General features: G+C 69.9%; 23 protein-coding genes and 3 pseudogenes. 19 read left to right on the forward strand and 7 right to left on the reverse strand.

Annotated features, from left to right (window positions below):
* Positions 1-24: 24 nt before the first annotated feature.
* The 12 genes from ACFVYA_RS30095 (at position 25) to ACFVYA_RS30150 (ending at position 6,974) form a co-directional block, all read left to right on the forward strand.
* Positions 25-816: an alpha/beta fold hydrolase gene (locus tag ACFVYA_RS30095; protein WP_387049763.1), complete on the forward strand. Its 792-nt coding sequence runs from the start codon at positions 25-27 to the stop codon at positions 814-816.
* Positions 813-1,568: an MBL fold metallo-hydrolase gene (locus ACFVYA_RS30100; RefSeq protein WP_387049765.1), complete on the forward strand. Its 756-nt coding sequence runs from the start codon at positions 813-815 to the stop codon at positions 1,566-1,568. Before ACFVYA_RS30095 ends, ACFVYA_RS30100 begins: the two co-directional genes overlap by 4 nt.
* On the forward strand, positions 1,565-1,984 hold the full coding sequence (locus tag ACFVYA_RS30105) for a putative quinol monooxygenase (RefSeq protein WP_387049767.1): 420 nt from the start codon (positions 1,565-1,567) through the stop codon (positions 1,982-1,984). Before ACFVYA_RS30100 ends, ACFVYA_RS30105 begins: the two co-directional genes overlap by 4 nt.
* Positions 1,985-2,705: 721 nt before the next feature.
* A complete protein-coding gene (locus ACFVYA_RS30110; RefSeq protein ID WP_387049769.1) occupies positions 2,706-2,855 on the forward strand; it encodes a hypothetical protein in 150 nt (49 codons plus the stop codon).
* A 21-nt stretch (positions 2,856-2,876) separates the two neighbouring features.
* Complete coding sequence (locus ACFVYA_RS30115; RefSeq protein ID WP_387049771.1) at positions 2,877-3,023, forward strand: hypothetical protein; 147 nt, start codon at positions 2,877-2,879, stop codon at positions 3,021-3,023.
* A 40-nt stretch (positions 3,024-3,063) separates the two neighbouring features.
* Positions 3,064-3,303, forward strand: coding sequence for a hypothetical protein (locus ACFVYA_RS30120; RefSeq protein WP_387049773.1), 240 nt, complete (start codon positions 3,064-3,066; stop codon positions 3,301-3,303).
* A 229-nt stretch (positions 3,304-3,532) separates the two neighbouring features.
* Positions 3,533-3,904: a TetR/AcrR family transcriptional regulator gene (locus tag ACFVYA_RS30125; RefSeq protein WP_387049774.1), complete on the forward strand. Its 372-nt coding sequence runs from the start codon at positions 3,533-3,535 to the stop codon at positions 3,902-3,904.
* Entirely contained in the window at positions 3,901-4,347 is a 447-nt protein-coding gene (locus ACFVYA_RS30130; protein ID WP_387049776.1) for a hypothetical protein, read from the forward strand. Before ACFVYA_RS30125 ends, ACFVYA_RS30130 begins: the two co-directional genes overlap by 4 nt.
* 25 nt (positions 4,348-4,372) lie before the next feature.
* Positions 4,373-5,560, forward strand: a complete 1,188-nt coding sequence (locus ACFVYA_RS30135) for a sensor histidine kinase (protein WP_387049777.1) — start codon at positions 4,373-4,375, stop codon at positions 5,558-5,560.
* Positions 5,560-6,180, forward strand: a complete 621-nt coding sequence (locus ACFVYA_RS30140) for a response regulator (RefSeq protein ID WP_387049778.1) — start codon at positions 5,560-5,562, stop codon at positions 6,178-6,180. Before ACFVYA_RS30135 ends, ACFVYA_RS30140 begins: the two co-directional genes overlap by 1 nt.
* A gap of 37 nt (positions 6,181-6,217) precedes the next feature.
* Positions 6,218-6,718 carry an RDD family protein gene (locus ACFVYA_RS30145; protein WP_387049779.1) on the forward strand — a complete coding sequence of 167 codons (501 nt, stop codon included), beginning with the start codon at positions 6,218-6,220 and terminating at the stop codon, positions 6,716-6,718.
* A gap of 34 nt (positions 6,719-6,752) precedes the next feature.
* A complete protein-coding gene (locus ACFVYA_RS30150; RefSeq protein ID WP_387049781.1) occupies positions 6,753-6,974 on the forward strand; it encodes a hypothetical protein in 222 nt (73 codons plus the stop codon).
* A 171-nt stretch (positions 6,975-7,145) separates the two neighbouring features.
* Here ACFVYA_RS30150 and ACFVYA_RS30155 read toward each other — a convergent pair whose 3' ends face one another.
* Entirely contained in the window at positions 7,146-9,593 is a 2,448-nt protein-coding gene (locus ACFVYA_RS30155; RefSeq protein ID WP_387049783.1) for a glycoside hydrolase family 3 N-terminal domain-containing protein, read from the reverse strand.
* A gap of 191 nt (positions 9,594-9,784) precedes the next feature.
* On the opposite strand from ACFVYA_RS30155, the pseudogene ACFVYA_RS30160 reads away from it, so the two are divergent.
* Together ACFVYA_RS30160 and ACFVYA_RS30165 are read left to right on the forward strand one after the other, a co-directional pair.
* A pseudogene (locus tag ACFVYA_RS30160) lies at positions 9,785-10,204 on the forward strand (DNA ligase D); the annotation flags it as partial.
* Between the two features lie 154 nt (positions 10,205-10,358).
* Positions 10,359-10,424: a hypothetical protein gene (locus ACFVYA_RS30165; RefSeq protein ID WP_387049815.1), complete on the forward strand. Its 66-nt coding sequence runs from the start codon at positions 10,359-10,361 to the stop codon at positions 10,422-10,424.
* A gap of 100 nt (positions 10,425-10,524) precedes the next feature.
* On the opposite strand, the pseudogene ACFVYA_RS30170 reads toward ACFVYA_RS30165, so the two are convergent.
* The 3 genes and pseudogenes from ACFVYA_RS30170 to ACFVYA_RS30180 form a co-directional block, all read right to left on the reverse strand.
* Positions 10,525-10,797: pseudogene (locus tag ACFVYA_RS30170) on the reverse strand (transposase); the annotation flags it as partial.
* On the reverse strand, positions 10,797-11,642 hold the full coding sequence (locus ACFVYA_RS30175) for an SAM-dependent methyltransferase (protein ID WP_387049785.1): 846 nt from the start codon (positions 11,640-11,642) through the stop codon (positions 10,797-10,799). The pseudogene ACFVYA_RS30170 and the gene ACFVYA_RS30175, both read right to left, overlap by 1 nt.
* A 75-nt stretch (positions 11,643-11,717) precedes the next feature.
* Complete coding sequence (locus ACFVYA_RS30180; RefSeq protein WP_387049787.1) at positions 11,718-11,966, reverse strand: hypothetical protein; 249 nt, start codon at positions 11,964-11,966, stop codon at positions 11,718-11,720.
* 363 nt (positions 11,967-12,329) lie between these two features.
* Between ACFVYA_RS30180 and ACFVYA_RS30185 the strand changes: the two genes are divergently transcribed.
* A complete protein-coding gene (locus ACFVYA_RS30185; RefSeq protein ID WP_387049788.1) occupies positions 12,330-12,725 on the forward strand; it encodes a hypothetical protein in 396 nt (131 codons plus the stop codon).
* Here ACFVYA_RS30185 and ACFVYA_RS30190 read toward each other — a convergent pair.
* Positions 12,688-13,026 (reverse strand): annotated as a pseudogene (locus ACFVYA_RS30190) (transposase); the annotation flags it as partial. The gene ACFVYA_RS30185 and the pseudogene ACFVYA_RS30190 sit on opposite strands and share 38 nt — an antisense overlap.
* Before the next feature lie 471 nt (positions 13,027-13,497).
* Between ACFVYA_RS30190 and ACFVYA_RS30195 the strand changes: the two are divergent.
* Together ACFVYA_RS30195 and ACFVYA_RS30200 are read left to right on the forward strand one after the other, a co-directional pair.
* Positions 13,498-14,862: a PHB depolymerase family esterase gene (locus ACFVYA_RS30195; protein WP_387049790.1), complete on the forward strand. Its 1,365-nt coding sequence runs from the start codon at positions 13,498-13,500 to the stop codon at positions 14,860-14,862.
* The gene (locus tag ACFVYA_RS30200; protein ID WP_387049792.1) at positions 14,859-16,181 is read left to right on the forward strand and encodes a ricin-type beta-trefoil lectin domain protein; all 1,323 of its coding nucleotides are present in this window, start codon (positions 14,859-14,861) and stop codon (positions 16,179-16,181) included. Before ACFVYA_RS30195 ends, ACFVYA_RS30200 begins: the two co-directional genes overlap by 4 nt.
* 1,063 nt (positions 16,182-17,244) lie before the next feature.
* Here ACFVYA_RS30200 and ACFVYA_RS30205 read toward each other — a convergent pair.
* Positions 17,245-17,667, reverse strand: a complete 423-nt coding sequence (locus ACFVYA_RS30205) for a winged helix-turn-helix transcriptional regulator (protein WP_387049793.1) — start codon at positions 17,665-17,667, stop codon at positions 17,245-17,247.
* 28 nt (positions 17,668-17,695) lie between these two features.
* Here ACFVYA_RS30205 and ACFVYA_RS30210 point away from each other — a divergent pair, with 28 nt between their 5' ends.
* A complete protein-coding gene (locus ACFVYA_RS30210) occupies positions 17,696-18,277 on the forward strand; it encodes a hypothetical protein (RefSeq protein WP_387049794.1) in 582 nt (193 codons plus the stop codon).
* A gap of 375 nt (positions 18,278-18,652) precedes the next feature.
* Here ACFVYA_RS30210 and ACFVYA_RS30215 read toward each other — a convergent pair whose 3' ends face one another.
* Positions 18,653-19,453: an intradiol ring-cleavage dioxygenase gene (locus ACFVYA_RS30215; protein ID WP_387049796.1), complete on the reverse strand. Its 801-nt coding sequence runs from the start codon at positions 19,451-19,453 to the stop codon at positions 18,653-18,655.
* 716 nt (positions 19,454-20,169) lie between these two features.
* Between ACFVYA_RS30215 and ACFVYA_RS30220 the strand changes: the two genes are divergently transcribed.
* Entirely contained in the window at positions 20,170-20,823 is a 654-nt protein-coding gene (locus tag ACFVYA_RS30220) for an HAD family hydrolase (RefSeq protein WP_387049797.1), read from the forward strand.
* The last annotated feature ends 1,009 nt before the right edge of the window (positions 20,824-21,832 follow it).

The raw sequence follows: 21,832 nt of genomic DNA on the forward strand, positions 1-21,832 counted from the left end.
GCAACCTTATATAAGGTTGCTGACATGACCACGTTCCCCGCCGCCGGCTCGCTGCGGCCCACCCGCACCGAAACCCACACCCTCGGCCCGGTCGAAGTGACCGTCGAAGACCGCGACCGCACGCGCCCGTACCTGCTGCTGCACGGCGGAGGCGGGGCCGCGACGATGTCCGGCTTCGCCGACCTCCTCGCCGAACGCACCCACGCCCGGGTGCTGCTGCCCACCCATCCGGGCTTCGGCGGCACCCCCAAGTCCGAAAGCCTCACCGGCGTGGCCGAGCTGGCACGCCTGTACGTCGCACTGCTGGAAGAGCTGGACCTCACCGACGTGACGGTGATCGGCAACTCCTTCGGCGGCTGGCTCGCCGCCGAGATCGCCCTGCAGGAGAGCCCGCGCGTCAGCGGCGCGGTGATCATCGACGGCATCGGCATCGAGGTCGACAGCCACCCGCCGACCGACGTCAGCGGCCTGAGCGTCGACGAAATCCGCGCGCTCTCCTGGCACGACCCGGCGAAGGCGCCCGTCCCGCCGGGCGGCGGCACCGGGCCCAGCCCGGACATCCAGGCACTCATCGGCTACACCGGCCCGAGCATGTCCGACCCGACGCTCGCGAGCCGGCTCGGCGGCCTCGACCTCCCCGTGCACGTGGTGTGGGGCGAGAGCGACCGCATCGTCGACCCCGACTACGGCAAGGCCTACGCCGCGGCGATCCCGATGTCGGCCTTCACCCTGCTCCCGCGCACCGGCCACCTGCCGCAGCTCGAAACGCCCGAAGAACTGCTGGGCGCGCTGCTCGACCTCGGGGAGCAGGCATGACCACTTCGTTGACCGTGACCCGGATCGGGCACGCCTGCCAATTGATCGAAATCGGGGGCAGCCGCGTCCTCACCGACCCGTGGTTCACCCAGACCCCGACCTACTACCAAGGCGAACCGGTCGCCGCGACCGTCGGGTCGCTCGGGCGGATCGACGCGGTCGTCGTCACCCACGAGCACTACGACCACTGCGACCTCGACGCGCTCGTCGACGGCGGGTTCGACCTCGGCACGCCGCTGATCGGCCCGGGCACGGTAGCGACCATCGCGCGGGGCAAGGGGTTTGGCGACGTCCGCGTCGTCGAGGCATGGGAAGCCGCGACGGTGGGGGACCTGACGGTGACCGCCGCGCCCGGCAAGCACGGCGTCCACGAAGTCACCTTCGTCCTCCAGGCGGGCGGGCGCACGGTCTTCTTCGGCGGCGACTCGTTGCGCGTCCCGGAGCTGGACACCATCCCGGACCGGTTCGGCCCCGTCGACCTGGCCATCCTGCCGACCAACGGCCTGTGCATCCGGCCGATGAACCTCACCCAGGTCGTCATGGACGCCGAAGAAGCCGCCGGGCTGACGGCCGCGCTGAAGCCGGCGATGGCCATCCCGCACCACTACGCGTTCCACAGTGGACGCATGGGTGACAAGCTGATCACCAAGGGCGACCAGGACCCACGGCACTACGCCGACGCCGTGGCTCGGCTCGCCCCGGAGACCGAAGTCCGCATGGTCCTGCCCGGAACCCCCGTGGTGGTCCCGTGAGCGAGCGCCGATACATGCCCGAGGTCGCCGACGACCTCCCGCCCGGCGAGCGGCCGATGGTAGCCGTCGTCCGGGCGATCCCCGGACACGAGGACGAGCTCGCGGCGGCGATCGCGACGCTCACCGCGGCGGTCCGGCAGGAGCCGGGCTGCGTCGAGTTCCGGTCCTTCCGGGACGCCGCGCAGCCGGGCGTTTTCCACCTGTACGAAATCTACGCCGACACCGAGGCGTTCCGGGCGCACCTGGCCACCGGCCACGTGGCGCACTTCTTCACCGAGCTGGCTCAGCACAGCACCGCCGACGCCGGCGCGCTGGTCCAGCTCGTCGAGCTGCCGGGCCAGGAGCTGTCCGACAAGTCGCTGGAGCCAGGGTGCGGACCGACCACAGTGGACAGACTGGCTACCGGCGCGAGGTGAGCGAACGCGTCGTCCGGCGGCACCATCACCGCGGCCTTGCGGGGGGACGACGACCGGCCGGGTGCGCGGGGGCCGGGAAATGGTCGAAGCCGACCGCTTCGGCGTTACCGCTGTGGCATCTGGACGGGACCGATCGCCCTCGCGCGCTGCAGCAGACCGAGTCGGGGTCCGAAGCCGAGCGCGGCGTGCGCCCAGTCCGGCTCCTGCTCGTAGAGCGCCGCCAGGCCAAGAAGGGGCAGCCGCATATCCGGAAACTCCGACTGCCGTACCCTGTTGGTCGTACTTCGAAGGGCAAGTGGCAGTGGACTGTGCGCGTCAGCACGCACCCTGAGAAGGCAATGCACGGTTCGCCACGGCACTAGGGAAGGACGACCGGTCGGAGGAGCTGCTCGAGCATGCCCGCCGTGCCTATGGGGATCTCCGGAATCCGTACTACGGGTTCTTCGCTGACGCACAGGAGAACAACCCGTGGAAGTCACTCCTGGTCGAATTCGGGGAGTTCCTCGACGTCGGGGAATGGACCCATCGGACGGACGCCGTTGGCATGTGCCGACGTGGTCACCGGTTTCGGCGAGAACAGGCCTGCGGAGGAGGATCGAAAAACCTGACGCCAGTCGCCGGCCAACGAGCCGCGGGATGGCTGCGAGCTCCTTCACGTCGGTCTCCCGGGCGCGCCTCTGGTGTCGATCGGGGTGCTCCGTCGACGAGAGCGCACACCGCGGTGACGCCGGAGGGGAAGCAGCTGCGGGACTACCTCGAGGCGCTGCTTTCGGCGGTCGCGGCCGAGCCGGGAGATTCGTTCATCAGCCGCCTGGTCCACGGTTCCCCCGGCCGGCCGGGCGACGGCGTCGAGCTCGTCTTCGCCGGTTAACTGGCCACCGCGGGCCTCATCGTGAACGCGTGCCGGGCGGTGCTGCTCACCGAGGGCGCCAGAGAGCGGATCGCCGGGCACCCGGTCACGGGCGAAGTGGTCGACGAGCTGATGCGCTTCGACGGCCCGGCTTTCCGGGGCTCACTGCGGCACGGGGCCACGGCGTAAAAGTTGTGGCCGGGGGGCTCGTGCGCAATAGCGTACGGGCGTGGCGGACTTCGACGCTGTCCAAGTGAACCTGTGGTGCGATGACGTGGAGCGCTGCGCCGCGTTCTTCCGGGGGCTCGGAATTCCCGAAAAGTTCCGCTTCCCTTCGCGTGGCGAGCCCCACCAGATCGAAGTGGAGGCCGCCGGCGCGCGGATCGGGTTCAGCTCGGCCCGCGTGGGCAGTGAGTTCTTCGGCATCGCCACGAGCCCCGGGGGACAACATGGAGGTCCACAGCGTTGACGACCTGCATCGGCGAGCGCTCGACGCGGGTGGCTCACCCGTGGCAATCCCGACCGACGCCGTGTCGAAGTCGCCGGCGGCGCGGGCGGCGAGGATCACCCGGTTCACCTCGGTGGGCTCAACGATGGGGTCGTCACCCGAGTGTCCTCCTTGCGCGTAACGGGGACCATTCCCGTTTGCTCCCCGGTGCGATACGGGGTTAGTCCCCGAATCGGCAAGAGGTGCTCCGATGCCCGACCCGCGGCTGCGCGCCGACGCCTGGCGCGACCGTCAGAACCTGCTGGTGGCCGCCGAAACCGCGTTCAACCCCGAGGGGGCGGGTGCGTCCCTCGACGACATCGCGCGCGCGGCCGGGGTGGGCAACGCGACGCTGTACCGGCACTTCCCGACCCGGCAGCAGCTGATCGACGCGGTGTATGGGAGCGCATCCGCGCGCTCTGTGCGCTGGCCGTCCGGGTGCGGGCCACCGATCCGCCCGGCACGGCGCTGTTCGGCTGGCTGCGCGCGGTGGTCGAGCATGAGATTTTCCTCGGCCGAAAGTACGAGAGGGGCGCGACTCAGCGGGTGCCGGGCCGCCGCGGGACCTAGCTTCCCGGTATGACTACCGAAACGGTCCGGGCGAACCCGCCCGGCACGATCATCGCCGCTTTCTTCGGCTTCCTCGTGTCCACGGTCTCCGCGATCGCCGGCGGGCTGCTCGTCCTGAGCGCGCGCGACGAAATCGCGGCGGCCCTGCGCCGCACCAACCCGTCGATGACGCAGGACCAGCTCGACCGGCTCACCCTGGTCGCGCAGGCCGTCCCGGTCGCCATCGCCGTGGTCATCGCGCTGGTCTACCTGTGGCTGTCGTTCAAGCTGAAGGCCGGACGCAACTGGGCCCGCGTCACGCTCACCGTGTTCACCCTGCTCCAGGGCGCTTCACTGCTGACCACGGAACCGTCGTGGGCGGGCTACGTCAGCTGCGGGGTCGCGGTCGTCGCGACCGTGGTCAGCTACCTGCCACCGTCCAACCGCTACATCGCCGGAGCCCGGCGCGCGGGCTGATCCCGGCCGGTGGATCATGACAGCCATGCGCGGAACGGGAGCCCGAGCCCGGCGCGGCATGCTCGGCACCGAGATCGTGGTGCTCGTCGCGGCGATGGTCGCCGACGTGCTGCTGGCCTTGCGCGGGCCCGGGGGTGGAACCGGCTGGGCCGCCCCGCTGGGCGGGCTGGTGTCCACCGGCACGGCTGTCCCGGTGTTGGTCGTGCTGCGGCGGCGCTTCCCCCGCCACATCGGCGTCCTGGGGAGCGTCGTCGCCGCGCTGTCGGTGCTCGGCACGGTTGTGCCGAGCATCACCGGCGCGCGGAGCCAGCCGCCGATCGCCGAAATCGTCGCGACCGGGGTGCTCGCTGCCTCGGCCGGTCGCAAGCTCGAACCGAGACGCGCGGCCGCGCTGGCACCGGCGCTGGGCGTCGTGATGATCGCGGCGCCGTTGCTGCGCTATCGACCGGACCTCCCGGAGGCGCTGCTGGCCGTGGCGGCCGCGGCGTACTGGGGCGCCTGCCTCGGGGTCGGGCTCATCCTGCGGGCGGCGGACGGCCGGGAACGCGACGCGCTGGAGCGGGTGCGCGGCCAGGAACGGCTGCAGCTGGCCAGGGAGCTGCACGACCTGGTGTCCCACCACGTCAGCGGGATCGTCGTACGCGTGCAGGCCGCCCGCGCGATCACCGAGGCCAAGGCCGATGCGGACAACCACGCCGCGGTCTACCGCGAGATCGAGGAGGCCGGTAGCGCGGCGCTGGCCGCCGCGCGCCGGCTCGTCGGCATGTTGCGGGACACCGAAGGTGTGCCGCCACCGGCCGGCGCCGCCCTCGGTGACGTGGTGCGCGCGGCCACCGGCTCCTTCGCACGAGCCGACATCGCCGAGGAGCTGGACCAGCTTCCGGTGCCGGCCCAGCTGGCCACGACGATCCACCGCGTGGTGACCGAGGCGCTGACCAACGCCCGGCGGCACGCGCCGGCGGCGACCGAAGTGGCGGTCTCCGCGCGCGTCGAGGCCGACGAGCTGGTGCTGGAGATCCGGAACGACGGCGTGCCCGCGACTCCGCTGCCGTCGCCCGGCGGGTTCGGGATCATCGGCATGACCGAGCGGCTGGCCATGCTGGGCGGCACCCTGACCGCGGGGCCCGAGGCGGGCTCGCGGTGGCGGGTCGCGGCCCGCTTGCCGCTCGGCGGCGAAGACGCTCCCTTCGACGCGTTGCCGCGGGGGATCTGATGAGCATCCGGGTACTGGTGGCCGACGACCAGGTGATGGTGCGCACCGGTTTCCGGCTGGTGCTCGACGCCGCGCCGGGCATCGAGGTGATCGCCGAGGCCGCCGACGGGGAGACCGCGGTCCGGCTGGCGCGGCGGTTGCGGCCCGACGTGACGCTGATGGACATCCGGATGCCCGGAGTGGACGGTCTGCGGGCGACCGAGCTGCTGGCCGGACCGGCCGTGGTCGACCCTCTGAAGGTTGTGGTGGTGACGACCTACGACGCCGACGAGAACGTCTACGCCGCCTTGCTCGGCGGCGCCTCCGGGTTCCTGCTCAAGGACGCCGGGCCGCGCGTGCTGGTCGACGCGGTGCGCGCCGCGGCCAACGGCGAGGCGATGGTGTCGCCGTCGGTGACGGTGCGCCTGCTGGCCCGGTTCACCGAAAAGGCCCGGCGACGCGCGGAAGGGACGCCGGCTCTCCTGACCGACCGGGAGTCCGACGTCGTGCTCGCGGTCGCGAGGGGCCGGACCAACGCGGAGATCGCCGACGACCTGCGCGTTTCGCTGTCGACGGTCAAGACGCACCTGGCGAGCGTGCAGCGCAAGCTCGGGCTTCGCTCGGCTGACGGCGATGGTTGACCGGTGTGGAAGACTCGCCGAGTGTGCTGTCAGCGCGGTGACCACTTCACCGGAACCGCCGGCCACCGACCGCGCGGGTGAACCGGCACAGCGGTGGGGGATGGCCGCGCGCCGGGTGGTCCAAGCGGTACTGGACTGGGCTCTTGCCGTCGGCGTGGGGGTGTTCGCCGCGCTCGGCGCCGGTCTGGTCGCCATTCCGTTGGTGCAGTGGGGTTTCGCGCCACCGAAGCTCATCCTGTGGGGACCGGCGATCGCGTTCCTCGCGGTCACCTACGCCTGCGACATCGTCATCCAGATTTGGGTTCCGGTGCGCCGGGGCGGGGTCACCCCGGGGATGCTGGTCATGGGTCTGCGGGTGCAGACCCTGCGCGGGGGGCAGCCCAGGGCGCGCGCCTACCTGATCCGGTGGGTGCTCCTCACGGTCGACGGGCTGCTGCTCGGACTTGTGGCCGTCGTCAGCATCGTGGCGACCAGGCGGCGGCAGCGGATCGGCGACCTGGTGGCGCGGACGCTCGTGGTCCGGGCCGACCGCGCGTAGCGCGACCGGGCGTGCGTCAGCCGCTCGAGGTCCGGTGCTCCAGGTAGGAGACGGCGGCCGGGTGGCGGACCTCGACGGCAGCCAGAACCGCCAGAGCATCGAGGGCACGCCGTCGAGGCCGTCCGGCACGAGCAGTGACGACGCGGTCATGTCGAGCTCGGCCGCGAGATCGAGTCCGCCGCAGGCCCGGCGGCCGGCCAGGTCGGCGCGCAGCCGATCCGGCGCCGGGGCGACGGTGCCCGCGCACCGGCGGTAGAGGTGCATCGGCATCCAGCGGTGCGCCCGCTGCACCCACTGGGTGAGCCGGTACTGCCGGAAGCTGTTCTCCTTGCTCGTGTCGTTCTGCGCTTCGGCGGCTTCCTGGCGCAGCGACCGGATCGAGAGGAAGTCGGCTGCGGCACGCTCCGACCGGGTGGACCGGCGAGCGCTACTGGATCACGAACGGCGCCGACACGTCCACCGTGTACGGTGTCGTCTCGTTCTTGTTCAGCTGCACCACGTAACTGCCCGGCACCACGGCGGGCGGGCCGGACGCGTCGATGTCCGGCGCGCTTTCGGCCAGCGTGGCCGCCGGGAACGACACGCGCACCACCTGTGACCGGCCCGGGTCGAGCGTCACCCGCGCGAAGCCGACCAGCCGTTGCGGCGGGACGACCACCGGGCTCACCGGTTGTGCCACGTACACCGGCACGATGTCGGTGCCGGCGCGGGTTCCGGTGTTGGTGACGGTGAACGTCGCGGTGGCCGTGCCGTCGCGCGCGACGTTCTGCGTCATCGCCAGGTTCGTGTGGGTGAACGTCGTGTACGAGAGGCCGTAGCCGAACGGGAATTGCGGGTTGTACGCGTTGCCCGGACCGTAGGCGGTGCTGGGCAGCTGGTCGAAGAACTTCGGCTGGTCCCCCAGCGGGGACGGCGCCGTGCCGGCGAAGTCACCGGCGACGGCCGGCGCGTCGGACGGCCAGCTGATCGGCAGTTTGCCCGCGGGATTCGTCTTGCCGAACAACACATCCGCCACCGCCGTGCCGGCTTCCGTGCTGCCCTGGTAGGCCATCAGCACCGCGTTCGCCTTCCCCGCCGGGCCCAGCCCGACCGGACGGCCCGCGACAACCACGACGATCACCGGCTTGCCGGTCGCCTCCAGTGCCGCGATGAGGGCCTGCTGGTCGGGCGCCAGGGCGGGCGCCGGGTTATCGCCGAGCCCTTCCGCATAGGCCTTCTCACCCACCACCGCCACATAGGCACTGGTGTCCGCCGCGGCCGCGACGGCGCCGGCCTGGTCCGGCGCGTAGACCGCGGCCGGGTCCGCCGCCCGGATGCCGTCCAGCACGGTGGTGCCCGGCGGGATCTGGTTCTCGGGACCCATGCAGCACACGTGCCCGGCACCCGCCACGCCCTGCCAGCTCACGCTCCAGCCGCCGAGCTGGTCGGTCATCGAGTCCGCGCTCGGGCCCGTCACCACGACCTTCGCGCCTGCCGGCAACGGCAGCGCGTTGTTCTCATTGCGAAGCAAGGTGATCGACTCCCGCGCGGCCTTCAGCGTCTGCTCGCGGCCCGCGGTGACGGCGGCGTCGGCGGCGTTCGCGTCGACGCACGGTTTCGCCGGGTCGGCCACGCACGGCTGGTCGAACAGGCCGAGCCGGAACTTCAGCGTGAGGATGCGCCGCACGGCTTGGTCGATCCGCGCGTGCGAAATCTTGCCCGTGTCGACGGCCTGCAGGATCGCGGCCTGCCACCCCGCCGGGTCGAAGACCTGCGTGCTCATGTCGACGCCCGCGTTCACGGCGGCGGCGATGGCACCCGGGAGATCCGCCGCGATGTGGTAGGCGGTCTGCAAGGCGGAGACGTCCTGGTAGTCGCTGATCACGACGCCCGGGAAGTGCAGCTGGTCGCGCAGGATGTCGGTCAGCAGGTGGTGCGATGCGGTGGCGGGAACGCCGTTGATCGAACCGGAGCTGGCCATCACCGCCCCGGAGCCCGCGTCGATCCCGGCCGCGTACGGCGGCAGGATCGTCGTCTGCAGGTAGTTCATGGGGAGCAGCGCCGCGGCCCGGTCGTGGCCGTTGACGGGTTGCGAGTAGCCGGCGAATTGCTTGACCGTCGCGCTGACGTTCAGCTCACCGCGCTTGCCGGGCGCCTGCATCCCCTTGATGTTCGCGGCACCCATCGCGGCCGCCAGGGCCGGTTGCTCGGCCCACGTCTCGTAGGTGCGGCCCCACCGGTTGTCCCGCGCGATGTCCTGGGCCGGTGCGAAGTTCCAGTTCCAGCCGGTGGCGCGCAGGGCGTCCGCGGTCACCTTGCCACCGGCCTGGGCGAGCGCGGGATCCCAGGTGGCGCCCATGCCGATGGACTGCGGGAACAGCGGCGCCTGCCACGGGTGGCCGAAGCCGTGTACCGCGTCGACGCCGAACACCACCGGGAGGTGCAGGCGCGAGTTCTTGATCGCGAACTGCTGGATGATGTTGTACTCGGTGGCCCAGTCGTAGCCGGTGTTGCCCACCCCGCCCTTGCCCGTGGTGTCGACCGGATTGTCGGTACCGCTCGCGAGAACCGAGCCGACGTGGGCGTCGACCAGGATCTTCCGCAGGCACTCGGGATTGGGCAGGTTGAAGCCGTTGTTCCCGCACGTCGTGCCGTTCGGGTCGGTCAGCGTGGTGACCAGCTGCTGGTCCATCTGGCCGACCTTTTCCGGCAGCGTCATCGCGTGCAGCAGGGCCTCCACCCGCGCCGGCACCGGGCGGCGGGCGTCCAGCCACGGCGCGAGGCCCGGATCGACGGCGGCACTGCTGCCGGCGGTGAACGCGGGGACCGCGAGCAGGGCCGCCGCGGCGAGCACCGTGACGGTGGCGCGGGTACTGCGCCTGTGGTTGCGGAACACCTGACCTCCTTCAGCCGTGGTCGGCACGGACCGGCCGCATGGGTGCGCGCACCGGCACCTTCCGCATGCGTGGGACCGCGACGCACTGAGACACCGTCACACCGACTGGCTTGCCGTTCACCTTTCGGGTTGCTGAGCATTCCGGGGTCGCCTCTGCTGCAGCACGCTCTGATCCCCGGGGAAAGATCTCAATGCACCCTTGCCGGCGTGGGTTGGCACCGTCGTCGGCCCTGCCGTTGCCGGCAGCGCGCACGAATGGGCCAGACCCACCTGCGACCGCGCCGGCACCGATCGGCCCGAAGGTCGCCGTGCAGGCCGGAAACCGGCGCCTCACCCTGTCCAACCTCGACAAACAGCTCTATCCGTCGGGATTCACCAAGGGCGAGGTGATCAACTACCACTCCCGCATCGCCGAGGTTCTTCTGCCGCATCTCGCCGGCCGCCCAGTCAGGTTCATCCGGTTCCCCGACGGCGTTGGCGACGGGAAGCAGCAGTTCTTCGAGAAGAACGTCCCCCACGGCGCCCCGGACTGGCTGCCCACCGTCGCGCTGCCCAGCACGGGCTCCCGCGCCGGCCCCGGCGAAGGCACGATCGACTACGCGCTGCTGGAGGAGCTGCCGGCGCTGGTGTGGGCGGCGAACATGGCCACGCTCGAACTGAGCTCTACGCCGCGATCACGACCGACGACCCGGCGGCGCCGTCGGCCTACGCCAAGAGGCTCGCCCAGCAGCTTGCCCGCGGCACCCGGAGCCGGTCACCGCGGTCATGGCGAAGAACCAGCGGACCGGCCGGGTTTTCATCGACTGGTCCCAGAATCACCCGGATGTTTGAGCAGCCAGGTTTTCACCGCTGGTGTTTGCGGGTGGCCAGGTTGCCCAGCACGACGTGCACGTCCAGCTCGGCGGGCACGTTCTTGTCGATGGTGTGCAGGAACCCGAGGAGTTCCTGGTGCCGACGGCCGCGGCTCGTCGCTCAGGCCGTCCAACCGGTCGGCCACGAACCGCGTCAGCCATTGGGTCACCGTGTGACGGTCCAGGTTCAATTGCCCGGCCACCTCGGTGTTCGATCCGCCCTCGGCGCAAGCCAGCACGATCCGGGCCCGCAACGCCAGCGCCTGCGCGGTCGTCCTGCGCCGGGTCCGACCCTCCAGCGTTCGACGTTCGTCGTCGGACAGGGTCAGTGGCGCCGGCTTCGGACTCGGCATCACCACAACCCAGTCTGGCGCTGAACCAACGACTCAGGACACCGGAGTTTGACCCCCACCCCGGCGTACAACCCGTCCTCTTGAGGATCGACCACGCCGGCGAGCCGATCGGGCCGCCAGTTCGCCGAGGTGGTCAGCCCGGGTTCGACAAGTTCGAAGCCGTCGAGAAGGGCAAGGACCTCGTCTTTCGTCCGCGGGTAGATGTTGTCTTGCGTGGAGCGCATGGTCTCGGCAATCCGCGGATCACTGAGGACGGCGAAGTCGTTGGTGAGATGGGTGAGGGCGAAGTAGCTCCCGCGCGGAAGGGCATCCCGATAGGCGGCGAAGACCCCGCGGACTTCGGGCAGGTAGTGGCCCAGGGTGATGGCCAGCAGCCCGACGGGCTGGTCGAAGTCGAGGAGCCGTTTGGCTGTCTCGGACTGCAGAACGGCTGCTGCGTTCGTTGCGTCGGCTTCAAGGGCTTCGGCGCGGGGGTTGTCTTTGAGAAGCATCCGGCTGTGCGCAACGGCAACGGGTTCGTAGTCGACGTAGACGACCCTGGCCAGCGGATCGACTTCCTGGGCTACTTCGTGCACATTGCCGACGGTGGGGATGCCGGAGCCGAGGTCGAGGAACTGCCGGACGCCTTGGTCGAGCATGAACCGCACGACCCGCCCGAGGAAGGCCCGGTTCCGCCGGGCGACACCGGCGACTCGGGGCTGGATGGCCGTGAGCTTCCGGGCAACATCTCGATCGGGGGCGAGGTTGTGGTCCCCGCCGAGAAGGTAGTCGTAGATCCGCGCCGCACTGGGCCGGGAGAGATCCGCGCCGGCCGGAATCCAGTCGGCACCTTCCTGATCGGTCATGGTCGCTCCCTCGGGTTGGCTCGGCCCACCTTAGCGAGCCGAGCCGGTGTGCGGTCACGACCGGATTTTGCTTGCTCACGCATCTTCTCGTACGGACAGGGCGCGAAGAATCCGCTGCGCCAGCACGTGACGCTGAGAGCCCGCCTTGATCCGCCCCGTCGCGCCCAGTTGCTCCTCGACGGCCTCGACGATTCGCTCGCGTTGGCGAGGTTCGAGTGACCCCAGCATCAAGCAGGCGGTCCACAACGCGTGGTACTGCTCGAACGCCGAGCGGGAATGCGACACCGCATCCAGGACGCGATCGAGATCGGCCAGCCGATTCACATCGCCTCGTCACGCAAGCCGACGGCCCGTTCGGTGTTACCGCTGGCTTCGTGGTAAGGCGACCCGGCGTCCGGATGGGGCTCGACACGATGAAGAAGCGGCCTTCGTTCTCGACGTCGCCGCCGAGAACGCGAAGGCTTGGATGCGCTCCAGTTCGTGGAGGCGCGCGATGTCGATGAGCCTGTCCGCCCTGGGCGCCCCGGCACGCTGCGGGGCCGGTTCGCCGGCGGCCGCGGCACACGAGAACCACGGTCAGGCGAGCGACGCTGGTCCAGAACTGCGGGCAGATGACTCGAAGAAGGTCAATTCGTTGTCGCGGACCGGACGGAGCTTCCTATTCGGCATACGCCCGATATATGGTCGATGGCGCAATGGCGCCAGGACTACCAGGCGGGGGATCTGATGACGAAGGAACAGAAAGCCGCGCGTTGGTTCGCGGCCGCCGGCCTGGGCGCCGCGCTGGCCGTCGCTCCCTTCCCGGCCCAGGCGGCCACGGTACGTCCTGCCGACACCGTCGTGCCACACCTCAGTTGCGGCGGCGGGCGTGTCTTCGTGTGTTCAGTCAGCCCAGCCGGGGGAACCGCGCCGTACGTCGAGTCCTGGAACGGCGGCTCGTTCGCATCCCAGCCGTTTTTCGCCGGACAGTGCTTCAGCTTTGTCCTGGTCGTGACAGTCGCGGTCCGCGACAGCGTCGGAAACACCGGCTCAGCCCAGCAGACCATCATCTGCAACCTGGGTCAAGAGGACGGTTCAGAATGAGTTTGCGGAGGCAGATGACCGAGCAGGCCAAGCTGAGGAGCCGGCTCGTCGTTCGGTGCGGATGCGCAGGCGGCGGAAGTTTTTGAGCCAGGCGAAGGTGCGTTCGACCGGCCAGCGGATGGTGCCCGAGGCCGGTCGACCGGGCCTGGATCAGGTGTGGTCCCCCTGTGAGGGCACGCAGGTGGGTGGAGTCGACCAGTGCGGCGGAGAGGTCCGGCAGCCCGCCGGCGCGCAGTTCGGCGAGCAGGCGTTCGTGCAGCTGCTGCCAGACGCCGGCCTCGTGCCATTCGGTCAGCCGCCGGCGCGCCACGGCGGCTGTTCGACGCCTTCCGCGGCCCGCATTTCACCCTGCTCGGCTTCGGCGAGTCCTGCGCCGGTCCGGTGGCGCGTTCCAGGTGATACCCCGGTCCTTGCGGTTGACCGTGCAGCCGAACCCGATCCGGTCGTTGCGTGCTCCACCTGTACTCCCGCACGGATCCCGGGAAGACCTCGACACCTCGGATTCGGGACAATTCCCGGCCGAGCCCGGAACCGCGCCGAAAAGTAAGTTTCACCGGCGGGTCAAGGATCATTGACCGCGTCGTCGACCGCTCTTATCGTGATTCCTGTCTCTCTGGTTCGGCAACCGGACGAATTCACGGCGCGCAGCAGCCGCATTCCTGAAGGGGGAGTACCCCAATCCCGTCCGGGTCGCGATGCGGACCTGACCCCGGGAAGGCCGCTTCCGGCGGTCTGCCGAGCAGTGGATCTGGCGATGAGGGCGGAGGAAGTGATGAAACGGGTGATCCGCAGCTTGCTGGCGGTGGTGCTGATGCTGCCGTTGACCGTCACCGTGGCGTTCCTGACCGCCGGTTCCGCGGCGGCCGCCACCTTGACCAGGGTCACCGACTTCGGCGCCAACCCCACCAATCTCGGCATGTACGTCTACGCGCCCGACTCGCTGGCGGCGAAACCCGCGCTGCTCGTGCTGGTCCACTACTGCGGTGGCTCGGCGGGCGGGATCTTCAACGGCAACGGGCACGACTACGCGACGGCGGCCGACCGGTACGGCTACCTCGTCGTCGTGCCCGAGGCCACCCGCGACGGGCACTGCTTCGACGTCTCCACGAAGGCGGGCCTGACCCGCAACGGCGGCAGCGACTCCACCGGCATCATGTCGATGGTCGGGTGGGCCCGGCAGCACTACGACGTGGACCCGGGCCGCATCGTGGTCAGCGGCTTCTCCTCGGGGGCCATGATGACGAACGTCCTGGCCGCCGAATACCCGGACGTGTTCGCCGCCGGGGCCGCGTTCTCCGGCGTGCCCGCGGGATGCTTCGCGACCACGGACGGCTCGTTGTGGAACAGCCAGTGCGCCGGCGGGAACGTCGTCAAGTCCGCACAGCAGTGGGCGGACCAGGCGCACGCCATGTACCCCGGTTACTCCGGCGCCTACCCGCGGATGCAGCTGTGGCACGGCGACCAGGACACCACGCTGGCCTACCCCAACTACGGCGAAGAGATCAAACAGTGGACTGCCCTCCACGGGCTGAACCAGACGCCGTCGGCCACCGACCGCCCGCAGTCGTCCTGGACGCGGAACCGCTACGGCGACACCGGTACCCACGCCGCCGTGGAAGGCATCGTCGTCTCGGGCACCGGCCACACCCTGCCGCAGGCCGGGATGCTCGCGTACGCGATTTCCTTCCTCGGTCTCGACAACGGCGGCGGCACCGGAACCCGCAGCGGTCCGGTGCGCTCGGTGGCCGCGGGGCGGTGCCTCGACGTTCCGGGCCGGTCGACGACGCAGGGCACCCGGTTGCAGCTCTGGGACTGCAACGGCGGGTCGAACCAGACGTGGACCGCCACCGCCGCCGGTGAACTGACCGTCTACTCCGGCGACACGCTGCGCTGCCTCGACGCCGAGGCGGGCGGAACCAGCCCGGGCACGGCGGTGATCATCTGGGCCTGCCACGGCGGGGCCAACCAGAAGTGGCGCAGCAACGCCGACGGCACAGTCACCGGCGCGCAGTCCGGACTCTGCCTGGAGGTCGCGGCCGGCTCGACCGCCAACGGGACCGCCGTGCGGCTGGGCACCTGCAGCGCCGGCCAGAACCAGAAGTGGACCGGCCCGGCCTCGACCACGGCCGCCCGGTGACCACGGCAGCCGGCTCGCGCGAGAAGGAGGACACCACGATGTGGCGACGGTTCCGGCGACGCGGCACGGTGCTCCTGGCCGTGCTCGGGGTCGTGCTCGCGCTGACGACGGCCGCGCAGGCGTCGGCCGCCGACAACCCCTACCAGCGGGGACCGGATCCCACCGCGGCCAGTATCGCGGCGGATCACGGCACGTTCGCCACGGCGCAGACGACCGTGCCCAAGGGCAACGGTCTCGGCGGCGGGGTCGTGTACTACCCGGCGGACTCGACCGGCGGGACCTTCGGGGCGATCGCGATCGCCCCGGGCTACGGCACGGAGTGGCGGTGGTACGCGTGGCTGGGCCCGCGGCTGGCGTCCTTCGGGTTCGTCGTCGTCGGCATCGAGACGAACAGCCTCGACGACTACGCCGACGCCCGGGCGGATCAGCTGCTCGCCGCGCTGGACTGGCTGGTGACGAGCAGCCCGGTGCGGGACCGCGTCGACCGGAACCGGCTGGCGGTGGGAGGCCACTCGATGGGCGGCGGCGGCGCACTGGTCGCGGGTACGCGCCGGCCTTCGCTCTTGACCGCCGTCGGCATGGCACCGTATGTGCCCAACGGAAACCTGTCCGGCATCAAGATCCCGACCGTGCTGTTCGGTGGGCAGACCGACACGACGGTCACGCCGTCGTACCTGGCGAGCGCCTATTCCACCATCCCGGCGGCCACCCAGCGCGCCTACCCGGAGATCGCCGGTGAGGGCCACGGGTTCGCCGCCGGTGGCGGCGGCGGGAATTCCGGCGCCTTCGCCCGGGTGATGATGGTGTGGATGAAGGTGTTCATGGACGCCGACACCCGGTACTCGTCGTTCCTGTGCCCGTCCCTGTCCGACACGAGGGGGATCTCGAAGTACCAGGCGAGCTGCCCGCTCGGGCCCGGCGGGACGACCCCGCCCACGGACACGTCCCGGCTGGTCAACGCCAACGCCGGCCGATGCCTGGACGTGCCGGGCCAGGTCCAGGCGAACGGCACGCAAGTGGCGCTGTGGGACTGCAACAGCGGGGACAACCAGCGCTGGAAGACCACCGCGGGCAAGCAGCTGCAGGTCTACGGCAGCAAGTGCCTCGGCGCCGACGGTAGTTCACCCGGCGCGAAGGCGGTCATCGGCGACTGCGACGGCGGAACGGCCCAGCGGTGGAACACCAACGCCGACGGCACGATCACGAACGTCCAAAGCGGACTCTGCCTGGATGCCTCCGGTGCCGGAACGGCCAACGGCACCAAGGTGATCGTGTGGACCTGCAACCACGGCGCCAACCAGCAATGGACCCGGAACTGACACACGCCGGCATCCCGGATCACGCCGATGTTCGGGTCGCCGTCGGCGGTCAGCGCGTACACGCCGTCAGCGAGTTGGAGAAAGCGGCCCGGGCAGCGAAGCTGCCGGCGGATCAACCGGCGGCCGATCGTGCTGGGCGGACGATCCCGACGGCCACGGCGAGCAGAAGTGCGCCGGCACCGACGACGAGCAGGGCCGGGGAGAGGCCGGTGGTGGCGCCGCCCCAGTGCCCGGGTGAGCAGGGCGGGCAGCAGCAGCCCGTTGCCGAGGCCGGTCACGACCGCGCCGAGCACCACGACCGGCACCGAGGAGGCCAGCGCGAGGACGAGTCCGCAAAGGACGAACGCCGCGGGGATGGTGGCGGCGGGACCCGGCTTGGCGAGCCGGGGGAACAGGTACGCCGCGACGGCGGTGGTGGCCGAGCAGAAGGTGATGCAGCTGCCGCGGGGCTCGGACGTGCCGGTGATCGTGGAGCGGCGTTCGTCCGGGCCGTGGCTGTTCGCCTGCTTGGCCACGATGTACTACTCGGCGAGCGCCGCGGCCAACAGCCCGACTTCGGTCTTCATGGCGGTGGTGACGCGGACGACCGCGACGTCGAGGTGGTCTTCGAGCAAGGAGGAACGCGTCGGCGACGACCCGGCTGATGTCCAGTTCGAAGATGTGGGCGATCCGCAGGTGCTGCGGCGCAGGGTTCGCGCAGCATCCGGTCGGCGGTGGCCGGCAACCGGTGGGCGAGGGGACAGGAACCGCTCGCCGCGCGAGGTCAGGGTGACGTGGCGGCTGTTGCGCGTGAGCAGCGGGCGGCGTCCGGGCCAACGCGATCATCCCGGGCCCGGTCGCGACTGACCTGTGTCTCGGCACCGGCGGCGTCGCCGAGACGGTCGCGGCCACCACCGGGGCGAATCCGGGGTCGGTCACCGGCGAGGCCGCCGCCCACGCCGTCACCGGCCGCTTCACCCGGCCCGCGGAGGTCGCGAATCTCGCGGCGTTCCTGGCCGGTGACCGGTGGCCGGCACCATCACCGGCGCCGTGTTCACCGTCGACGGCGGCTACAGCACCGAACTCACTGAACGGCCGAAGTCATTCCAGCGGGCTCGAGAGCATTGGCACAGCTCATCGCCGAGTCCGGGGCCGCCCCGGTGCGCTGGAGGTGGGTCTCGCCCCAGACCCTGACTCCTTCGACGACGGGCAGGACAGTGGTCCCGTAGGGCGTGAGCCGGTAGAGGACGCGCGCCGGGACCGGTCCGGTCACCACGCGTTCGACGAGACCGTCGGCTTCGAGTTCGCGCAGCTGTTCGGCCAGCACCTTGGGCGCGATGGGCGTGGCTCGGCGGCGAAGGCCGGCGAAGTGGCACTCGCCGTGGGCGAGCCAGTAGAGCAGGGTCAGCTTCCACTTCCCGCCGATCGCGGCGAACGCCGCGGCCATCGGGCAGCCGGGCAGCGGGTTGGGGCGGGAGGGGTTACCCGCAGGTGCCTTCTTGTTCATGGCGGTGCTCCACTCGGATAGTCGAACCATGACGGTGCCATACAGACGAATCCTCATCGCGGGCCTCTCGGCCCTCATCTTGGTCCTGACGGCGGCGTCAGGCGACGCTTCAACGCCGCCCGCGTCGTCGACGACCGCCGATGGCCAACAAGACTTCGCGTGGGAGATCGGCACGTGGCGCAGCACGGTGCGGGTGCTCGCCGAGCCGCTGTCGGAGACCGCGGACACCTGGCTCCAGTTCGCGGGCACCAGCACCGTGCGGCCACTCCTGGACGGGCGGGCGAACGTCCTCGAGTTCCAGGTCTCAGGGCCGAACGGGCGCATCGACGCCCTCAACATGCGGCTGTACGAGCCCCAGTCACAGCGGTGGAGCCTGACGTTCGTCAACATCCGCGACGGCCTGCTCACCCCAGCGGTGTACGGCGGCTTCCACAACGGCAGAGGCGAGTTCTACGGCGACGACCAGCTCGGCGGCCAGCCGATCGAGGTCCGGTTCCTCATTTCCCGGCCGACCGCGGACGAGGCGAGGTTCGAGCAGGCGTTCTCGGCTGACGGCGGAACGACGTGGGAAACAAACTGGATGGCTGTGGATCGCCGGATTCGCCGCTGAGAAAAATCCGAGGGAGGTGCACCTCGGAGTCGCGCCGTCCGGTGGCGGACTGCACGAGCCTGCGGCGGGTGGGGTGGCCGAACCAGGCCACCCCACACATCGCGCGCGGTACCACTCCGTGACTTTGTCGTCGGCGGAGTCAGGCAGTCAGCACCCCGTACCCTCGCCACCGAACCTGATGCGCGTCGCGACGCGGGACATCGGACCGCCCGGCAACCAGAGCCGGCGCCATGGTTCCGTGACCACCACCTGCGCATGCCTCAGGGGCGGAACCAGACGAGAAGGGCTTGAGTGATGTAAACGCTTACACCAGATGAATGCCTGACGGCGGATGAGGCGGCCGGCCGGCCCCGACGCCGGCCGGCCACGGATATCTCAGACGCTGACGGTGATCTTGGCGGTGTACCCGGTGGTGACGTCACCGGTGACGGTGGGCATCTGCCGGCTGTAGCCGTCCCTGAAGACCATGTCGCTGCTGAGGCTGATTCGCCGGTAGTTCGACAAACTGGTCGCGTAGGCCGTGGTGCTGAAAACGGTTTCGCAGATCGCCGCCGGCATGGCGAGCTGCGAGGTGCGCCGCGGCGTGGCGCTGGCGGTGGCCTGGGTGAGGGTGTCGTAGACCTCGAAGTGGGCGTGGGGCCAGCGGCCGGAATAGCAGCCGGGGAAGATCGCCTGGAAGGCGAGGGTGCCGGTGCGGTCGGCAACCTGGACGCCGCGGAGGTAGTTCTGGTTCAGTTTCCCCGCCGAGTACAGGGTGTAGGCGCCGTCCTTGTCGCACTGCCAGATGTAGAGCGCGGCGCCGCTCAGGGGAGCGCAGGTGGCCGCGTCGAGGAGAGTGATCTCGTACCGCAGCGGGACACCGGTGGCGACGCCGCTGAAGGGGCCGAAGCTCGACCGGATGTCGCTGCGGACGATGCCGCTCTGCGTCAGGATGTCGGGACCGTTGCTGCCGTCGGCGGGGTAGGGGCCTGCCGTTTCCGAGGGAACCTTGCCGACGCACGCTTCCACGGCCGCGCTCGCGGCTCCGGCCCCGCCGGCGGCGATGGCTGCGACGGCGCCGCCGGCGGCGAGGCCCACGGCGCCGAGGAGCTTGAGCGCGCGACGGCGGTCGTAGAACGTCTCGAGATCCGCGGCCAGCCCGCGGTCGAAGATGTCGTGGTCGTGGTGGTTTGTCACCAACGCCTCCTGTGTCCGGGTGATGGGAACACAGGGTCGAACGGCAATCTAGGAGAACGCTGGGAATTCGGCAACGTTTTGATATCGCGCGCGGATATCGCTTTCTATTGAGTCTTGACTACGACATTTGCGGCAACGCGCTGGAGCGAATGGGTCCCGTCGAAAGTCGTCGGCTTTATAAGATGCGAGCGGTCGTGCGAATTCGACGAATTCGCCGAGGGGTGCCGGAAACGGCTTGATTCTATATCGGACAGTTTGTTGGTCGGCCACCCAGTCGTTGAGGAACCTGGGGCATGCCCAGTCCCGGCCACCGCGTCGACTGCTGATCGGCTGGTCGGAGGTCGGCCCTGGCCTGTTGCCGGCGATCGGGGCGACGAGTCGCGTGCCGGTCGCCGGCGTCACAGGGCGGCCGGAGCCGGCTGTCAATGCGAACTCGGACGACGGTGTACCGGAGAGTCAACCTCGACTTTGCCTGTCCGACTCGGGGTGGCGCTGCTCGGGCTCGCCGGCTCGTCAAGATCGTCCGGTCTGAGTTCGAGGAGCAGGCCGATGCCCGGCGCCCCGCGGGCGACGTGCTTGGCGAGGCACTGGACGGGGCGAGCCTGGCAGCATGAATCGACCGCCTGAGGGTCTCGCCCCGGCCTTACTCGTTGATCTTCGGGTGTTCATGGAGTCAGCGGTTGCCAAGCGAGTCGCTCCTGGGAAGAGTGCGCAGGATGTTCACCGGCGCCTTGCTCTTCGATTTCGATGGCCTGCTCGTCGACACCGAGTCTGCGGCGCTGCGCGCGTGGCAGGAGACGTTCAGGGAGCACGATACCGAGCTTCCCCGGTCGGCGATGCTCGCCTGGCTCGGCCGCCGCACGGATACGCTCGACCCAGGGGAGACTTGGCTGAAGGCGAAGGCGCGGATAGTTGCACTGCTCGAGGACGAGGGCCCTCGTGCCGGCGTGGTGACGTATCTCGACACCGCTCGTGAACACGGCCTTCGGCTCGCGGTGGCGTCGGGAGCGACTCGGGACTGGGTGGTTCCCCGGCTGCGTGACGTCGGCCTGCTGGACGCGTTCGACGCCGTGGTCACCGGCGACGGCCGTCCGTCGAAACCGGCCCCGGACGTCTACCTGGCCGCGCTCGACGCGGTCGGAGCGGAGGCGGCGATCGCGTTCGAGGACACGCCGGTCGGTGTCACCGCCGCGAATGCCGCCGGGATTTCATGCGTGGCGGTGCCGAACCCGGTCACCGCGGTGCTGGACTTTCCGACGGCCGCACAACTGACATCGCAAAGGCCGGCCAGTTCGCAGCCTCTTTCGACGCCGTCCTGGCAGACCTCAACTCTCAGCGAGTCAAGCGGCAGCGGCTTCTCGGAGGCATGATCAACGAGTACGAACGAGCCGCGTAAAGCCACTGGCCAGCGCCGGTGACCGACTTTTGCAACCCACACGTAGTCCCGCACATCGTCACGAATGCTCTACCACGCGCCGCCCGAGTGCCTTGTAGTAATAAGTGCTTCGCCACGGCACCTCAGCGAGCACTTCACGCTGCAGAAACAATCCACTACGGACACTTTTTCACTGCCGTGCCGGTAGGATTCCTACGGGCTTCGATGTCGGCCTGTTCGTAACCTGCTGGTCCGATACCTGGACGAACGACCCGTCTGCACCTTTTTCCTCCTTGGCTTTGCCCAATTGTAACGGTCTAAGCATAAACCAAGAAAGTGCGTAACGGTGAGGTGTCTGCGGCACGACATCCATGGTGACACCACATGATTCACCTGGTCGATCACAGCGGAGCCGCTGAGTGGCAGTTGGCGGCCCGCTACCTTGGCTGTCAACCTACGAGACCTCGTCGCACTCCGTTTTTTGGCAACCCATTCGACGAGCAATTCACTCAAGCCTTCTGAAATTGTGCACAGGAAGAGTAACCCATGAAGGGCAGACCGGGTCGGCGCAGCGGCGAGCCAGTCGCTGGAAGAGAGGATTCTGCGGGAGCCTGGCCGTGAAGGCCTTTGCTCGCCGACGCACCATCCGACGTGGCGCGGTCATCGCCTTGATCGTCGTCGCCGAGCTGGGCCACGCGGGCCCCCACGGCATCCCCCGATTCGCTTTCAGGTCAGCCGATCGCCCCGGCGACGCCTTCCGCGCCCGGAACCACCCCGCTCGCGCCGACCGATACCACGTCCATCGACGAGCCCTCCGGCTCCAGTGAACCGGAGCCCGTTACTCCCTGACCGCCGGAACCGTCCCGCAGTGCACCACCGCTCCGCCCAGGTTCACGACCGACCCATTTCCTGGCCCTCGGACCAAAGATTCCGCCTGGACCGCCCAGTTCCAGGCCGTCCGCTAGGCCGGGAACCACCCCCGAACGGGCGGCACCAACGACAAC

Origin of the sequence: Amycolatopsis sp. NPDC058278 (genome assembly GCF_042881395.1) — a bacterium.
Taxonomy (GTDB): domain Bacteria; phylum Actinomycetota; class Actinomycetes; order Mycobacteriales; family Pseudonocardiaceae; genus Amycolatopsis.

What these genes read in the sequence shown, in the direction of transcription:
- ACFVYA_RS30130 (WP_387049776.1), top strand. Translation starts at nt 3,901, where the DNA reads ATGACTACCGAAACGGTCCGGGCGAACCCGCCCGGCACGATCATCGCC.
- ACFVYA_RS30100 (WP_387049765.1), top strand. Translation starts at nt 813, where the DNA reads ATGACCACTTCGTTGACCGTGACCCGGATCGGGCACGCCTGCCAATTG.
- ACFVYA_RS30185 (WP_387049788.1), top strand. Translation starts at nt 12,330, where the DNA reads ATGGCGCAATGGCGCCAGGACTACCAGGCGGGGGATCTGATGACGAAG.
- ACFVYA_RS30205 (WP_387049793.1), bottom strand. Translation starts at nt 17,667, where the DNA reads ATGAACAAGAAGGCACCTGCGGGTAACCCCTCCCGCCCCAACCCGCTG.
- ACFVYA_RS30135 (WP_387049777.1), top strand. Translation starts at nt 4,373, where the DNA reads ATGCGCGGAACGGGAGCCCGAGCCCGGCGCGGCATGCTCGGCACCGAG.
- ACFVYA_RS30175 (WP_387049785.1), bottom strand. Translation starts at nt 11,642, where the DNA reads ATGACCGATCAGGAAGGTGCCGACTGGATTCCGGCCGGCGCGGATCTC.
- ACFVYA_RS30220 (WP_387049797.1), top strand. Translation starts at nt 20,170, where the DNA reads ATGTTCACCGGCGCCTTGCTCTTCGATTTCGATGGCCTGCTCGTCGAC.
- ACFVYA_RS30195 (WP_387049790.1), top strand. Translation starts at nt 13,498, where the DNA reads ATGAAACGGGTGATCCGCAGCTTGCTGGCGGTGGTGCTGATGCTGCCG.
- ACFVYA_RS30125 (WP_387049774.1), top strand. Translation starts at nt 3,533, where the DNA reads ATGCCCGACCCGCGGCTGCGCGCCGACGCCTGGCGCGACCGTCAGAAC.
- ACFVYA_RS30140 (WP_387049778.1), top strand. Translation starts at nt 5,560, where the DNA reads ATGAGCATCCGGGTACTGGTGGCCGACGACCAGGTGATGGTGCGCACC.
- ACFVYA_RS30210 (WP_387049794.1), top strand. Translation starts at nt 17,696, where the DNA reads ATGACGGTGCCATACAGACGAATCCTCATCGCGGGCCTCTCGGCCCTC.
- ACFVYA_RS30095 (WP_387049763.1), top strand. Translation starts at nt 25, where the DNA reads ATGACCACGTTCCCCGCCGCCGGCTCGCTGCGGCCCACCCGCACCGAA.